General features: G+C 60.6%; 15 protein-coding genes, 3 tRNA genes and 1 pseudogene. 7 read left to right on the forward strand and 12 right to left on the reverse strand.

The genetic code is table 11. The features are described 5' to 3' along the window. Nucleotides 1-22 precede the first annotated feature (22 nt). The 9 genes and pseudogenes from ruvB to V6093_RS11580 all read right to left on the reverse strand — a co-directional run bounded on the left by ruvB (nt 23) and on the right by V6093_RS11580 (nt 6,739). Complete coding sequence (gene ruvB / locus V6093_RS11540; protein ID WP_003254766.1) at nt 23-1,069, reverse strand: Holliday junction branch migration DNA helicase RuvB; 1,047 nt, start codon at nt 1,067-1,069, stop codon at nt 23-25. Next, nucleotides 1,066-1,683, reverse strand: coding sequence for a Holliday junction branch migration protein RuvA (gene ruvA, locus V6093_RS11545; RefSeq protein WP_003254768.1), 618 nt, complete (start codon nt 1,681-1,683; stop codon nt 1,066-1,068). The genes ruvB and ruvA overlap by 4 nt, the downstream gene beginning before the upstream one ends. Nucleotides 1,684-1,792: 109 nt before the next feature. Beyond that, nucleotides 1,793-2,317 carry a crossover junction endodeoxyribonuclease RuvC gene (gene ruvC / locus V6093_RS11550; protein ID WP_003254769.1) on the reverse strand — a complete coding sequence of 175 codons (525 nt, stop codon included), beginning with the start codon at nt 2,315-2,317 and terminating at the stop codon, nt 1,793-1,795. A 185-nt stretch (nt 2,318-2,502) separates the two neighbouring features. After that, complete coding sequence (locus tag V6093_RS11555) at nt 2,503-3,249, reverse strand: YebC/PmpR family DNA-binding transcriptional regulator (protein ID WP_003254770.1); 747 nt, start codon at nt 3,247-3,249, stop codon at nt 2,503-2,505. A gap of 114 nt (nt 3,250-3,363) precedes the next feature. Beyond that, nucleotides 3,364-5,139, reverse strand: a complete 1,776-nt coding sequence (aspS, locus tag V6093_RS11560; RefSeq protein WP_004575741.1) for an aspartate--tRNA ligase — start codon at nt 5,137-5,139, stop codon at nt 3,364-3,366. Nucleotides 5,140-5,232: 93 nt separating this feature from the next. Next, on the reverse strand, nt 5,233-5,454 hold the full coding sequence (locus V6093_RS11565) for an FmdB family zinc ribbon protein (protein WP_003254776.1): 222 nt from the start codon (nt 5,452-5,454) through the stop codon (nt 5,233-5,235). A gap of 94 nt (nt 5,455-5,548) precedes the next feature. After that, nucleotides 5,549-5,878: a ribbon-helix-helix domain-containing protein gene (locus V6093_RS11570; RefSeq protein WP_003254778.1), complete on the reverse strand. Its 330-nt coding sequence runs from the start codon at nt 5,876-5,878 to the stop codon at nt 5,549-5,551. A gap of 234 nt (nt 5,879-6,112) precedes the next feature. Next, nucleotides 6,113-6,187, reverse strand: a pseudogene (locus tag V6093_RS11575) (dihydroorotase); the annotation flags it as partial. 78 nt (nt 6,188-6,265) lie between these two features. After that, the gene (locus tag V6093_RS11580; RefSeq protein WP_003254783.1) at nt 6,266-6,739 is read right to left on the reverse strand and encodes a Dps family protein; all 474 of its coding nucleotides are present in this window, start codon (nt 6,737-6,739) and stop codon (nt 6,266-6,268) included. Between the two features lie 280 nt (nt 6,740-7,019). On the opposite strand from V6093_RS11580, the gene V6093_RS11585 reads away from it, so the two are divergent. Further along, entirely contained in the window at nt 7,020-7,613 is a 594-nt protein-coding gene (locus tag V6093_RS11585; RefSeq protein WP_003254784.1) for a cold-shock protein, read from the forward strand. A 121-nt stretch (nt 7,614-7,734) separates the two neighbouring features. Here V6093_RS11585 and V6093_RS11590 read toward each other — a convergent pair whose 3' ends face one another. Next, complete coding sequence (locus tag V6093_RS11590; protein ID WP_003254785.1) at nt 7,735-7,941, reverse strand: SlyX family protein; 207 nt, start codon at nt 7,939-7,941, stop codon at nt 7,735-7,737. Nucleotide 7,942: 1 nt separating this feature from the next. After that, nucleotides 7,943-8,362, reverse strand: a complete 420-nt coding sequence (locus V6093_RS11595) for an HIT domain-containing protein (RefSeq protein WP_003254786.1) — start codon at nt 8,360-8,362, stop codon at nt 7,943-7,945. Nucleotides 8,363-9,053: 691 nt separating this feature from the next. Here V6093_RS11595 and V6093_RS11600 point away from each other — a divergent pair. The 3 genes from V6093_RS11600 (at nt 9,054) to V6093_RS11610 (ending at nt 13,169) form a co-directional block, all read left to right on the forward strand. Continuing rightward, nucleotides 9,054-10,319, forward strand: coding sequence for an OprD family porin (locus V6093_RS11600; RefSeq protein ID WP_012051471.1), 1,266 nt, complete (start codon nt 9,054-9,056; stop codon nt 10,317-10,319). Between the two features lie 160 nt (nt 10,320-10,479). After that, nucleotides 10,480-12,195: a proline--tRNA ligase gene (locus V6093_RS11605; protein ID WP_004575745.1), complete on the forward strand. Its 1,716-nt coding sequence runs from the start codon at nt 10,480-10,482 to the stop codon at nt 12,193-12,195. A 20-nt stretch (nt 12,196-12,215) separates the two neighbouring features. Further along, nucleotides 12,216-13,169, forward strand: a complete 954-nt coding sequence (locus tag V6093_RS11610) for a hypothetical protein (protein WP_003254789.1) — start codon at nt 12,216-12,218, stop codon at nt 13,167-13,169. A 26-nt stretch (nt 13,170-13,195) separates the two neighbouring features. On the opposite strand, the gene dinB is transcribed toward V6093_RS11610, so the two are convergent. Then, nucleotides 13,196-14,254 carry a DNA polymerase IV gene (gene dinB / locus V6093_RS11615; RefSeq protein ID WP_167398639.1) on the reverse strand — a complete coding sequence of 353 codons (1,059 nt, stop codon included), beginning with the start codon at nt 14,252-14,254 and terminating at the stop codon, nt 13,196-13,198. Between the two features lie 221 nt (nt 14,255-14,475). Between dinB and V6093_RS11620 the strand changes: the two genes are divergently transcribed. The 3 genes from V6093_RS11620 (at nt 14,476) to V6093_RS11630 (ending at nt 14,974) form a co-directional block, all read left to right on the forward strand. After that, a tRNA-Met gene (locus V6093_RS11620) sits at nt 14,476-14,552 on the forward strand. Between the two features lie 134 nt (nt 14,553-14,686). Next, nucleotides 14,687-14,763 (forward strand) — tRNA-Met (locus V6093_RS11625). Between the two features lie 134 nt (nt 14,764-14,897). Beyond that, nucleotides 14,898-14,974: transfer RNA gene (locus tag V6093_RS11630), tRNA-Met, on the forward strand. The last annotated feature ends 145 nt before the right edge of the window (nt 14,975-15,119 follow it).

Raw genomic sequence — 15,119 nt, forward strand, 5'->3', positions numbered from 1 at the left:
ACGAAAAGTCGCTTTTGATCTGTCATTCATCGCCTGGCTCGGAAAAATCGCCCCCCTCCCCCAAGCGCCCGGGAATATTCAGCCCAAAGTGCAGGTAGGCATGCCGGGTGACCACGCGGCCGCGTGGCGTGCGCATGATGTAGCCCTGCTGAATCAGGTACGGCTCAAGCACATCTTCGATGGTATGACGCTCTTCGCTGATGGCTGCAGCCAGGTTGTCCACGCCCACCGGGCCGCCGTCGAACTTCTCGATCATGGTCAGCAGCAGGCGACGGTCCGAATGGTCGAAACCACGCTCGTCGACATCCAGCAGGTTCAGCGCCATGTCAGCCACGGCCTTGGTGATCTGGCCCTTGCCGCGCACCTCGGCGTAGTCACGCACGCGGCGCAGCAGGCGGTTGGCGATGCGCGGCGTGCCACGGGCACGACGGGCGATCTCGTAGGCCCCCTGGTCTTCGATGGCAAGGCCAAGGATGTTGGCCGAGCGGCTGACGATGGTGCTCAGATCCTTGTCGTTGTAGAACTCCAGGCGCTGCACGATACCGAAGCGGTCACGCAGCGGGTTGGTCAGCATGCCGGCACGGGTAGTAGCCCCCACCAGGGTGAAGGGTGGCAGATCGAGCTTGATAGAACGGGCTGCCGGGCCTTCGCCGATCATGATGTCGAGCTGGAAGTCCTCCATGGCCGGGTAAAGCACTTCTTCGACCACAGGCGACAGCCGGTGGATTTCGTCGATGAACAGCACGTCGTGCGGCTCGAGGTTGGTCAGCATGGCTGCCAGGTCGCCGGGGCGCTCGAGAATCGGCCCCGAAGTGCTCTTCACCGACACGCCCATTTCATGGGCGATGATGTTGGCCAGGGTGGTCTTGCCCAGGCCGGGCGGGCCGAAGATCAGCGTGTGGTCAAGCGATTCGCCGCGGCCGCGGGCGGCCTGGATGAACAGCGCCATCTGCTCGCGCACCACCGGCTGGCCAATGTACTCGTCCAGGCTCAGCGGGCGAATCGCACGGTCCTGGACTTCTTCGCGGTCGCGGCCACTGGCGGCGATCAGGCGGTCGGCTTCGATCACTTGGAAATCATCCCTTTCAGGCTGCGGCGGATCAGCTCTTCACTGCTCAGGCCGGCCTTGTCCTTGATCGCGGCAATTGCCTTGCTGGCTTCCTGCGGCTTGTAGCCCAGCGAGACCAAGGCACTGACTGCATCGGCCTCGGCACTGGACTCGCTGGCAACCGGCAAAGGCCCATCGGACACCAGGGTGAACATGGCCGGCGAGGTTTCCCAGGCCTTGAAACGGTCCTTGAGCTCGACCAGCAAGCGCTCGGCGGTTTTCTTGCCGACGCCCGGCACGCGCACCAGGGCTGAGGTGTCCTGGGCCTGCACGCAGCGCACCAGTTCATCCACTTCCAGCCCGGACATCAGCGCCAGGGCCAGCTTAGGCCCTACGCCGTTCAGACGGATCAGCTCGCGGAACAGCTCGCGCTCACGTTTTTCGGCAAAGCCGTAGAGCAAGTGGGCATCTTCGCGCACGACCAGGTGGGTATGCACCGTGACGGTTTCACCCACTTTGGGCAGACGGTACAGCGTGGTCATGGGAACTTCCAGTTCGTAACCCACGCCGTTGACGTCGATAATCAGGTGAGGCGGTTGTTTTTCCGCCAGGGTGCCGCGCAAACGTCCAATCACGTTCCGATCCTTCCTCTCGGGGAGCCGGTCAAAGACCGCTCAACCCTATCAGCAAATGCAGCAGGTGAATGCATCACCCGAACAAAATGTGTATCAGCGCATGAAGCGCTTACAGACGCAAGCGCCCGCCGCGTCGCCGCGCTGTGCTCAAGCCATGCGGCACCAGGCTGGAGCGGGTGTGGGCGTGGCACAGGGCGATGGCCAGGGCATCGGAAGCGTCGATCTGCGGTTTTTGCGTCAATTTCAGCAGGTGCATGACCATCATCATCACCTGCTCCTTGTTGGCCCCCCCCGTGCCGGCCACGGCCTGCTTGACCTGGGTGGCGCTGTACTCGGCGATCTCCAGGCCGGCCTCGGCGGCGGCGACGATAGCCGCGCCACGTGCCTGGCCAAGCTTGAGCGCCGAATCGGCGTTGCGGGCCATGAACACCCGTTCGATGCCCATGGTCACCGGGCCGTGCTGAGCAATGATTTCACTGACACCACGAAAAACAATCTGCAGCCGCTCGTGCAGCTCACCGCTGCCGGTGCGGATGCAGCCCGACGCCACGTACTCGCAACCACGGGCGGTCTGGCGTACCACGCCATAGCCGGTGATGCGCGAGCCGGGGTCGATACCTAGAATCAGAGTCATAAAGCCCGTCGAAAAAATGATGCATCTCTACAAACTGCGCCGGCCCTTTCGCGGGTAAACCCGCTCCTACAGGTACTGCACCACATTTGAAATGGGCGTAATACCTGTAGGAGCGGGTTTACCCGCGAAAGGGCCGGCACAGGCGCTATCAAACGCTCAGAGTTGGCACAAAATGCCAAATCACCTTAGCCGAGGTTTTCCATGATCTCATCGGAAATCTGGGCGTTGGAGTAAACGTTCTGCACGTCATCCAGGTCTTCGAGCATGTCGATCAGCTTGAGCACCTTTTCGGCACCGTCCTGGTCGAGTTCGGCGCTGGTGGTCGGCTGCATGACGATTTCCGCGTCAGCGGCCTTGAAGCCAGCCTCTTCCAAGGCATTACGCACGGCATAGAAGCTGTTGAACGAGGTGAACACGTCGAAGGAGCCGTCGTCGTTGGCGACCACGTCGTCGGCATCGGCTTCCATTGCCGCTTCCATCAACGCGTCCTCTTCCACGCCCGGAGCAAAGCTGATCTGGCCTTTGCGTTCGAACAGGTAGGCCACAGAACCGTCAGTACCCAGGTTGCCGCCACACTTGGTGAAGGCATGGCGCACGGCCGCGGCGGTACGGTTGCGGTTGTCGGTCATGGCTTCGACCATGATCGCCACGCCACCCGGGCCGTAACCTTCGTAGCTAAGCTCTTCGACATTGTCGCTTTCATTGGTGCCAGCACCACGGGCCACGGCACGATCGATGATGTCGCGGCTCATGTTGGCGCCCAACGCCTTGTCCAGCGCCAGGCGAAGGCGCGGGTTGGATGCCGGATCAGGGCCACCCTGCTTGGCAGCGACCGTCAGTTCGCGGATCCACTTGGTGAAGACCTTGCCCCTCTTGGCATCCTGGCGCTCTTTGCGGTGCTTGATGTTCGCCCACTTGGAATGACCAGCCATAACGACTCCGAATCCTTTGAATCACAAACAGCCCCGCCCCATGACGGGGCGGGACGGGAAAATACCTGCGTCGAAACGCAAAGGCGCATCCATGTGGATGCGCCCGGGGACTGCTTACTCGACCTTGGTCTGTTCGCGCAGTCGGATGTGCAGCTCGCGCAGGGCCTTGGCGTCGACCATGCCAGGGGCCTGGGTCATGACGCATGCGGCGCTCTGGGTTTTCGGGAACGCGATCACTTCACGGATCGACTGAGCGCCGGTCATCAGCATGACCAGACGGTCCAGACCGAACGCCAGGCCACCGTGAGGCGGTGCCCCGAACTTCAGAGCGTCGAGCAGGAAGCCAAACTTCTCTTCCTGTTCTTCTGCCTCGATACCCAACAGACGGAATACCGCCTGTTGCATCTCTTTACGGTGGATACGGATCGAACCGCCACCCAGCTCGGTACCGTTCAGCACCATGTCGTAGGCACGAGACAGGGCAGTGGCCGGGTTGGCCTCGAGCTCTTCCGGGGTGCACTTCGGCGCGGTGAACGGGTGGTGCAATGCAGTGAAGCTGCCGTCTTCGTTCTCTTCGAACATCGGGAAGTCGACGACCCACATCGGCGCCCACTCGCAGGTCAGCAGCTCGAAGTCGTGACCCAGACGAATACGCAGCGCACCCAGGGCTTCGCTGACTACCTTGAACTTGTCGGCACCGAAGAACACGATGTCACCGTCTACGGCGCCAACGCGATCGAGGATGTTGTTGAGGTTGGCCTCAGGGATGTTCTTGACGATCGGCGACTGCAGGCCTTCGACGCCCTTGGCGCGCTCGTTGACCTTGATGTAGGCCAGCCCCTTGGCACCGTAGATACCGACGAACTTGGTGTACTCGTCGATTTTGCTGCGCGGCATGCTGGCACCACCTGGCAGACGCAGGGCGGTAACGCGGCACTTCGGATCGTTGGCCGGGCCGGCGAACACCTTGAAGTCGACATCCTTCAGCTGGTCAGCAACGTCAACCAGCTCCAGCGGAATACGCAGGTCTGGCTTGTCGGAGCCGTAGCGGCGCATGGCCTCTTCGAAGGTCATGTGCGGGAATTCGCCGAATTCCAGGTCGAGCACTTCCTTGAACAGCTTGCGGATCATGCTTTCGGTCAGGCCCATGATCTCGCTTTCATCGAGGAAACTGGTCTCGATGTCGATCTGGGTGAATTCCGGCTGACGGTCGGCACGCAGGTCTTCGTCACGGAAGCACTTGGCGATCTGGTAGTAACGGTCGAAGCCAGCGACCATCAGCAGCTGCTTGAACAGCTGTGGCGATTGAGGCAGGGCGAAGAAGCTACCGGCGTGGGTACGGCTTGGCACCAGGTAGTCGCGCGCGCCTTCCGGCGTGGCTCGGGTGAGGATCGGGGTTTCGACGTCGAGGAAGCCGTTTTCGTCGAGGAAGCGACGGATGCTGCTGGTGATGCGCGAGCGCAGGCGCAGCTTGTCGGCCATTTCCGGGCGACGCAGATCGATGAAGCGGTAACGCAGGCGGGTTTCCTCGCCGACGTCGGAGTATTCGTTCAGGGGGAACGGCGGGGTTTCCGCTTCGTTGAGCACGTTCAGCTGGTAGCCGAGGATCTCGATGGCACCGGATGCCATGTTGGCATTCACTGCACCTTCAGGACGCTTGCGGACCTTGCCGGTGATCTGCACGACGTATTCGCTGCGCACACGGTCGGCAGCAGCGAAGGTTTCGGCGCGATCCGGGTCGAACACGACCTGGGCCATGCCTTCGCGGTCACGGATGTCGAGGAAGATCACCCCGCCGTGGTCGCGGCGACGATGGACCCAGCCGCAAAGGGTGACTTCCTGGCCGTCCAGGCTCTCGTTCAGTTGGCCGCAATAATGGCTGCGCATCATGATGGTGGTTTCGCTTCTCGTGATTCGTGTATTCGGTGGAGGCCTTGGCCGCCCGGAGGGCTAATACTGCAAGACCCGGTCACAGCATTCAACTCAGTCGGCCTTGTCGCCGCCTGCCAGATTCTTTTTCGCCCCGGTCTTGAAGTCGGTTTCGTACCAACCGTTACCGCTCAGGCGAAAGCCTGGCACCGACAGCAGCTTTTTCAGTGCCGGCGCCTGACAGGCCGGGCAATCGGTCAGCGGCGCGGCGCTGATCTTCTGCAGCACTTCCATGCGGTGCTCGCAGGACGCACATTGATAGTCATAAAGGGGCATGGGTGTCTCTCGTCAACCATAACGCTGGCTGCCGGGGGGCAGCAAAAAGCGGGATTATATATGGTTAGCAAGCACTGCGCAGCCCGCCTGGCGATCAGCGCACACTTGGCGGGTCCTGCAGCCACGCCACGCAGATTACCCGGATCAGCCCGCTGAAGTTGCGCACTCCGCCCTGGCGCAGGTGCACTTCACGGTCCACGTAGGACAACACCGCACTGACCGAACAACGGTTGGCGGCAGCGATGCGCTCAAGGATACCCCAGTAGACAGCCTCCAGGCGCAAACAGGTAGAAAAGCCGTTGAGCCGCACCGAACGTGACACCGGCTGCGTCTGCAACATGTCGAAGTCCGCCTTGAACGGGTCGATGCACTGTTTTCCTGGCCAGCTGCCCTGGCCAGCCATACGTTTGCTCGCTTGCATCATGCGCCACACTTCCTCGTCACAGGTACCAGGTGGCCTATGAAGCGCTGACGGGCGAGCTTAAAGCAGCGGCAAAATGTTCCTTCGCAAATACCGGATTGCCAGGCGGAGCCTGTGGGAGCGGCCTTGCGTCGCGAAAGGGCCGCGCAGCGGCCCCAGGATCTCGGCATCATGCATAGATTGCTGGGGCCGCTTTGCGGCCCTATCGCGACACAAGGCCGCTCCCACAGGGGTTACTCAGGCCTTGTGGCAGAGGTGCCCGTCGACCAAGGTATAACGCACTGCACCTGGCAGGCGGCTGCCGATGAATGGTGGGCACCGGCTGCGCCGGTGTTCGCGGGCGTGCCCGCTCCCACAGAGGTTGCGCAAGCTTTCCGCCTTGAGCAACGGTTACTTGCCGTCGAGCAGTACCCGCAGCATCCAGGCGGTTTTCTCGTGTACCTGCATGCGCTGTGTCAGCAGGTCGGCGGTCGGCTCGTCACTGACCTTGTCCACCACAGGGAAAATGCTGCGCGCAGTGCGTACCACGGCCTCCTGCCCCTGAACCAACTGGCGGATCATCTCGTCTGCCGGGGGGACGCCTTCCTCCTCCTTGATCGACGAGTGCCGTGCATAAAATGCATACGAACCCGGTGCCGGGAAGCCCAAGGCACGGATGCGCTCGGCGATCGAATCGACTGCCAGCGCCAGTTCGTTGTACTGCTCTTCGAACATCAGGTGCAGGGTGCGGAACGACGGGCCGGTGACGTTCCAGTGAAAGTTATGGGTTTTCAGATACAGCACGTAGGTATCCGACAACAGGCGGGACAGCCCATCGACGATGGACTTGCGATCTTCTTCACTGATACCGATATCGATTGCCATGAAGCTCCCCTTTCCATAAGGCTTGAGACTCAAGCGGGCGCCGACCACTGTAGCAACACTTGTCGCATCCCGCATGTGACATGGCGCAATACATCGCCACTGGGCGGCCCGCGGTTTGAGTAGGCTGTGGCTTTACTGTTAAATAGGCACTGTGCCACCCGTGCGGACTGTCATTGCCGGGTGCATAGGCTGGCCTGCCACGTGTTCGCGCTCTATATCTCATGCGCACCGTGCTGCCAGCTCTTCCTGTGATCGGCCTTATCAACAGTGAGCCAACCCCATGTTCAAGATCGTCCATCTGGTGACGGGCGTCGCAGCTTTGCTGCTATCGCTCATACCCAGCCTGAAAACCGATGCGACACCCTTCCTGCAGCAACCCGACGCGGTCTACCTGGCCCTTCTCGGCCTGCTCAATCTGGTGCTGGCCCCGGTCGTGCCGCTGTATCATCGCGGCGCGCGGCAACAACTGCAGCACCTGGCCTGCGCCCTGCTGGTGGTCGCCGTCGTGCTGCAGACCCTGACGCTACTGGCCCGCCCGGAAATGGGCAACCTGGCAGCCCTGGTGTGTGCGGCGCTGGCCGTGGCCCTGCATCTGGCCGTGGGCTTTGCCCGCAGCCCGCGCAAGGCACGCGGCAGTCAACACGTGGCACAAGATGCCGGCAACCGTGATACCGGCACCGTCAAATGGTTCAACACATCGAAAGGCTTTGGTTTTATCTCCCGAGACTCGGGTGATGACATTTTCGTGCACTTTCGGGCCATCCGCGGCGAGGGCCACCGCATTCTGGTCGAAGGCCAGCGCGTGGAGTTTTCGGTGATGCACCGCGACAAGGGCCTGCAGGCCGAAGACGTGGTTGCAGTAACCCGCCGCTGACCAACGGCTGACCGGCCGACGCTATCGACGGCAAGCCAACGCCCACAAGGGCCGTGCTGCACCTGAAGGCAGCATCATACCTGTGGGGGCTGGCTTGCCGGCGATAGCAGCCGGGAACAACTCAATAATGAGGAGGCGGGGCCTCTTCCCCTTCGCTGCCATACTGGCCAACCATCTCTTCATGGCGCCTGATCAGCTCGGCCATCTGCAATTGCAGCCGCTCGATCACACGCGCTTGCTCCACCACCACGTCATTCAGCGCCTGGATAGCGTCATCCTGAAACGCCTGACGGGTTTCCAGTTCGACCATCCGCATTTCCAGTGTCATCTCAGGCCTCTTGGTAACCAGCAAGTTGTAGCCCGCGCAGGCGCTGGCGAACGGCTTGCAGTTGATCATCGGTGTAGCCCACAGGCGCACACTTGCCCCATACCGGTGCCGGCCACGCGGCGTCGTCGCGCTGGCGCACGATCACATGCATGTGCAACTGGCTGACCACGTTGCCCAAGGTAGCCACGTTCATCTTGTCGGCCCCATAGCTGGCCTTCAGCGCTTCTGCCAACAAGGTGGTTTCCTGCCACAACTGCTGTTGCTCTGCCGCATCCAGCTCGAACAGCTCACTGACACCAGCGCGCTTGGGCACCAGAATGAACCATGGGTAATTGGCATCCTTGCTCAGCAGCAACTGGCACAGCGAAAACTCTCCCAACACCAGCGAATCCTGCTGCAAACGCGAATCGAGGACGAACACGGCATATCTCCTTCAGGCAATACCATCCCGCTTCAGGCGGAAAACAGGCCAGCAAGGATACCTTGCACACTCCCGGTAACACAGCGCTACTTTTCGCACCAAAATGAGGCCACCTGCCCGCCCCTCCCACACTGACCACCCCACAAACGACGCTGGATGAACAAGTTGCGGTAACACTTTGACTCTAAAGGCAACTTTTTAATTTCTAATGATTCTCGATCGCACAAATCACACAAGCAGCCTTCGCCCCGCGTTTACGGGACTTCCCGACCCTCGGTAGCAGGTTTTGTGAAAATTTCATGAACTGTTGCGAATTTTGAGCACGCTTGTTGCATTCCCTTCACGCCAAGTCGGCACGACATCTGCAGTGGCAGCTGTACGCGACAAATAACAATAGCGACATGGGTGACCAGGGAGTTTCCTCAACCGGAATCGGCAATTACCGATTCATTACGGTGACAGGAACAGCGCTGAGGTTATACGGCCCCTGCACCGGGGCGTGATTTGCGACATGGAAATACTTAAAAGCGACACGGTGAAAAAGTTCCGCAAAGAGTGCTTATAGCCATATCGCCAACAACAGTCTGCGTGCTATACATTTTCGCCGACATAACAAGAAAGAGCTGCCCCATATAACTAAAAGACTTGGACGCAGCGGTACTCTTCCTAAAAACCAAAGGAGCAAATCACGATGCGCGTGATGAAGTGGAGCATGATCGCCCTGGCCGTTTCGGCAGGGACCTCGCAGTTGGCAATGGCCTCGGCACAGGACGAGTCCAAAGGTTTCATCGAAGACAGCAAGCTGAGCGTCAAGACCCGCATGCTGTATTTCAGCCGTGACTTCCGCAACAACGAAGGCGGTCAGAGCCGTCGCGAAGAAACCGGCCTGGGCTTCGTCGGCACCTTCGAGTCCGGCTTCACCCAAGGCACCGTGGGTGTAGGTGTCGACGCCATCGGCATGCTCGGCCTGAAACTGGACAGCGGCAAGGGCCGTGCCGGTACCGGCCTGTTCCCGACCGGTTCCGACGGCCGTTCGCAGGATGACTACTCCAAGGGCGGCGGCGCGGTCAAATTCCGCATCTCCGACACCGTGCTGAAAGTGGGTGACCAGTTCACCGCGCTGCCGGTCTTCGCCACCGATGACAGCCGCCTGCTGCCAGAAATCGCCCAGGGCACCCTGATCACCAGCAACGAGATCGAAGGGCTGACCCTGCACGCTGGTCACTTCACCAGCCTGACTGCCCAGGAACAAACCAACCGCGACAGCTTCGGCCTGAAGGAAGCCAACGTGGTCGGCGGCACCTACGCCTTCACCGACAACCTCAGCACCAGCCTGTACTACTCGAAGGTTGAAGACTACTGGCGCAAATACTACGCCAACGTAAACTGGGCGCTGCCAATCTCCGACAATCAAGGCCTGGTGTTCGACTTCAACATCTATGACACCAAGAGCGAAGGCTCTGCCGAGTACCGCGCATTCGATGGCGAGAAGCTGGACAACCGCGCGTTCAGCCTGTCGGGCGCCTACAACATCGGCGCTCACACCTTCACCCTGGCCTACCAGAAAGTCACCGGCGACGGCGACTATGGTTATGGTATCGACGGTGGCGGCACCATCTTCCTGGCCAACTCCGTGGCCCGCTCCGACTTCAACGCCGAAGACGAGAAATCCTGGCAGGCTCGCTACGACCTGAACTTTGCCGAATACGGCATTCCAGGCCTGACCTTCATGACCCGTTATGTACGCGGTTCCGACGCCAACGTCGCCGGCACCACCAACGGCAAAGAATGGGAACGCGACGTCGACATCAAGTACGTGCTGCAGGAAGGCCCGGCGAAAGACCTGAGCTTCCGCGTGCGTCAAGCCACCTACCGTTCTTCCGATGGTGTCTACTACGATTCCCCATCGATCGACGAACTGCGCCTGATCGTGGAGTACCCGCTGAGCATCCTGTAAGCCTGGCTTGCAGTGCCCCGCACCTGAAAAAGCCCGGCAATCACGCCGGGCTTTTTCTTGGCTGACAAGTGTCACGCCCTGGGGCATCCTGTACGCCTTCGTTTCCCCCCCGTACAATGCGGGGCTATTTCAACGTCTTAGGCAATCGACACGGCTAACCATGCGCACCAGTCAATATTTGCTCGCCACCCAGAAAGAAACCCCTGCCGACGCAGTGGTCATCAGCCATCAGCTCATGCTGCGTGCCGGCATGATCCGCAAACTGGCCTCCGGCCTGTACACCTGGCTGCCGATGGGCTTGCGGGTAATGCGCAAGGTCGAAGCCGTGGTGCGTGAGGAAATGAACGCCGCCGGCGCCCTGGAGGTGCTGATGCCGAGCATCCAGCCCGCCGAGCTGTGGCAGGAATCCGGTCGCTGGGAGCAATACGGCCCTGAGCTGCTGCGCCTGAAAGACCGCCACCAGCGTGACTTCTGCGTCGGCCCTACCCACGAAGAAGTGATCACCGACCTGGCCCGTAACGAGCTGTCCAGCTATAAACAGCTGCCGCTCAACCTGTACCAGATCCAGACCAAGTTCCGTGACGAAATCCGCCCGCGCTTCGGCCTGATGCGTGGCCGCGAGTTCATCATGAAGGACGCCTACTCGTTCCATGCCGACCAGGCTTCCCTGCAGGAAACCTACGACCGCATGCACCAGGCGTACAGCAATGTGTTCACCCGCCTAGGCCTGGACTTCCGCCCTGTGCAGGCCGACACCGGCTCGATCGGTGGCAGCTACTCGCACGAGTTCCACGTGCTGGCCGAGTCCGGCGAAGACGACGTGATCTTCAGCGACAGCTCCGACTACGCCGCCAACATCGAGAAAGCCGAGGCTATCCCGCGTGAAACCGTGCGCCCTGCCCCTACCGAGGAGCTGCGCCTGGTCGACACCCCGAACGCCAAGACCATCGCCCAGTTGGTGGAAAACCACGGCCTGCCGATCGAAAAGACCGTCAAGACCCTGATCGTACGCGGTGCCGAAGAGGGCAAGCTGATTGCCCTGATCGTCCGTGGCGACCACGAACTGAACGAAATCAAGGCCACCAAGCTGGAACAGGTTGCCGACCCGCTGGTCATGGCCACCGAAGCCGAACTGCGCGACGCCATTGGCGCCGGCGCCGGCTCGCTCGGCCCGCTCAACCTGCCACTGGAAATCATCATCGACCGCTCGGTTGCCCTGATGAGCGACTTCGGCATTGGCGCCAACATCGACGACAAGCACTACTTCGGCGTCAACTGGGAACGCGACCTGCCGGTGCCACAGGTTGCCGACCTGCGTAACGTGGTCGAAGGCGACCCAAGCCCGGACGGCCAGGGCACCCTGGTGATCAAGCGCGGCATCGAAGTGGGCCACATCTTCCAGCTGGGTACCAAGTACAGCGAGGCATTGAAATGCCAAGTACTGGGCGAGAACGGTAAGCCGGTGGTTCTGTCGATGGGCTGCTACGGCATCGGCGTTTCCCGCGTGGTCGCCGCGGCCATCGAGCAGAGCTATGACGACAAGGGCATCATCTGGAACGACGCCCTGGCCCCGTTCCAGATCGCTCTGGTGCCGCTGCGCTATGAAACCGAGGTGGTCCGTGAGGCAACCGACAAGCTGTACGCCGAACTGACTGCTGCCGGCTTCGAAGTGCTGCTGGACGACCGCGACAAGAAGACCAGCCCAGGCATCAAGTTTGCCGACATGGAGCTGATTGGCATCCCACACCGCATCGTCGTCAGCGATCGCGGCCTGGCCGAAGGCAACCTGGAGTACAAGCACCGCACCGAGCAGGACGCCCAGGCGTTGCCGCTCAATGAAGTGCTGACCTTCCTGCAGGCCCGCGTTCGCCGCTGATAACCAATGCACGAGTGATCATGTACAAGCGAAGTACCTTTACCCTTGGGGGCGCCGCACTGTGCGGCGCCCTGCTCGTCAGCGGCTGCGCCAACCAGATGTCCCAGCGCAGCGACCATGAGGAGCGCGTCGAGCGCAAACTGCTCGAGCACACCCTGCAGATCGATGTCGGCGAGCCGAAGGTGATGGAGCTTCCGCAGCGACGTGTGCGCGTGCATGAGCAAAAGCGCTTCGAAGTGACCGAATTCGAAGTGACCCGTCGCTATGACCGCTACACGCCTTACCAACCCTGGCGGGAGATCTACGAGATCCCGCTGGGTGCAGTGGCCGTGGTGGCGGGTGTCGGCGCCAATGTGGTCAACGTCTTCGCCTTGGGCAACCTGCCGCAAAGTATCACCCACGACTGGCTCAGCTATGGCGTGGATGGGCTCAATCCGTTCATGAACGTGCCATCCAACGGCCGCGCCCAGCAGAACCTGGCCGGGATCAGCGAAGTGCAGAAAGGACAGCGAGAGGAATCCACCAGCCTGCCCTGGAGCGAGCGCCTGGTCGAGGTCAAGGCCGGCAAGATGACCCACGAGCTGACCACGGACCGCAACGGCGTGCTGCGCCTGAACCTGCTCGACAGCCCGTTCTCCGAGCAAAACCTCAACCACGTCGGCACCCTGCACCTGCAAGTACTTGACGAGGACAATGCGGTACGAGGCGATGCCAGCCTGTTGGTCAGCGCTACCCTGCGCAATAAGCTGCTCGAAGCCCATGAGCTGATCTTCGATGACCTCGAAGATGATGATGTCGGCCAGTGGGTGCACCGGGTCAAGCGCCTGTCCGAACTGGGCCTTGAAGAGGAAGCCAGTGAAATGGAACAGAGCCTGATCGAGCTGACCCGCAACGATCCGGAGCTGCAACAGGAGTTCCTGCAGTCGCTGACCAAGGCCACTGGCCGGTTGGTGGCGGATCCAGGCGTGCATTAATAGAAGGGGCTGCATTGCAGCCCCTTTCATTTAGGCGGGAACAGCTCCAGCTGTTCATGTGCGCCCCGCAAGTCACGCAACCTCACCCCTACCCCTAGCAAGCGTACCGGCTTGCCGCCACGGGCGAACGCCTGCCCCAGCAATTGCCGATAACTCTCCAGGTCCCGGCCGGCCCCGGCTTGCTCCATGGTGGTCTGGCTGAAGTCATGGAACTTGACCTTGACGAACGGCTTGTCTGGCCGGTAACTGCTGTCCATTCGAGCGATGCGTTCGTTCAGGCTAGCCAGCAGATCTGGCAGCCGCGCCAAGCAACTGGCCAGGTCTGGCAGGTCGGTGTCGTAGGTATTTTCCACACTCACCGACTGGCGTCGGCTGTCGTTATGCACTGCACGCTCATCGATCCCCCGCGCCAACCCCCACAACCGCTCGCCAAAACTGCCGAACTCGCGCACCAATGCCAGCCGCGACCACTCACGCAACTGCAGGCAGGTTTCGATGCCCAGCCGCGTCAGTTTGTCGGCCGTCACCTTACCCACCCCATGCAACCTGGCCACCGGCAAGGCTGCAACGAACGTTTCCACTTCGTTTGGGGTAATCACGAACAGCCCGTTGGGTTTGCGCCAGTCACTGGCGATCTTGGCCAGAAACTTGTTAGGCGCCACGCCAGCCGACACGGTGATATGCAGGGTGCGGGCAACACGCCGGCGTATATCCTCGGCAATGCGCGTTGCGCTGCCCGAATACCACTGGCTGTCGCTTACATCCAGATAGGCTTCGTCCAGGGACAAAGGCTCGATGAGCTCTGTGTAGTCGCGAAAGATCGTGTGGATTTCCCGCGAGGCCTCACGGTAGGCCTCGAAGCGCGGCTTGACGATCAACAGATCGGGGCAGAGCTTCAGCGCATGCCGCGATGACATGGCCGAGCGCACGCCATAGGCACGCGCTTCATAGTTGCAGGTGGCGATTACCCCGCGATGGTCGGGCGAGCCCCCCACCGCCATGGGGCGACCGGCCAGGCGCGGGTCATCACGCATCTCGATCGCAGCGTAGAAACAATCGCAGTCGACGTGGATGATCTTGCGCAAGGACATGGACGACCGTCAGCACTGTAAATTCATACAGATAGTATCGCATGCGCCCTCCTCTGAAACAGCTCACCTGCTTTGCTACACGATAATCGGCCTGAAAGCCCCGCCGTGACTGAGCTGTACACGGATGTGAAGCGCTAAGGGTTTGAACAAAAAAGGTTTTTCCAAAACAATTGCTTGACATCGGAGCGTAAATCCGTAGAATTCGATCTCACAGGCGCGGGATGGAGCAGCCTGGTAGCTCGTCGGGCTCATAACCCGAAGGTCGTCGGTTCAAATCCGGCTCCCGCAACCAGATTCGAGAAAAGGCCACTGTTAACGCAGTGGCCTTTTTCTTTGCCCGTTAAAAAGCTTTTCCGAAAAAGCCTCGAAAAATCAAAGCCTAGCGCTTGACATATAAACTACACGCTGTAGAATCCGCCCCACTGACGCGGGATGGAGCAGCCTGGTAGCTCGTCGGGCTCATAACCCGAAGGTCGTCGGTTCAAATCCGGCTCCCGCAACCAGATTCAAGAAAAGGCCACTGTTAACACAGTGGCCTTTTTCTTTGCCTGCTGATAAGCATTTGCGAAAAAACGTCGAAAAATCAAAGCCTAGCGCTTGACATACAAACCACACGCTGTAGAATCCGCCCCACTGACGCGGGATGGAGCAGCCTGGTAGCTCGTCGGGCTCATAACCCGAAGGTCGTCGGTTCAAATCCGGCTCCCGCAACCATATTCGTCAGAACAAACCCCGCCTGTGTAAAAGCAGCGCGGGGTTTGTTGCTTTATACCTCCCTGACTTTCGTCGCCTCGATTTTCCCTCCCCTCATGCCAACCCGCAGGCTTGAGATGTCGCGCCCAGGATGAACTATCTTTAA

The organism is Pseudomonas putida group bacterium ESBL64 (assembly GCF_045277175.1).
Taxonomy (GTDB): Bacteria; Pseudomonadota; Gammaproteobacteria; order Pseudomonadales; family Pseudomonadaceae; genus Aquipseudomonas; species Aquipseudomonas alloputida.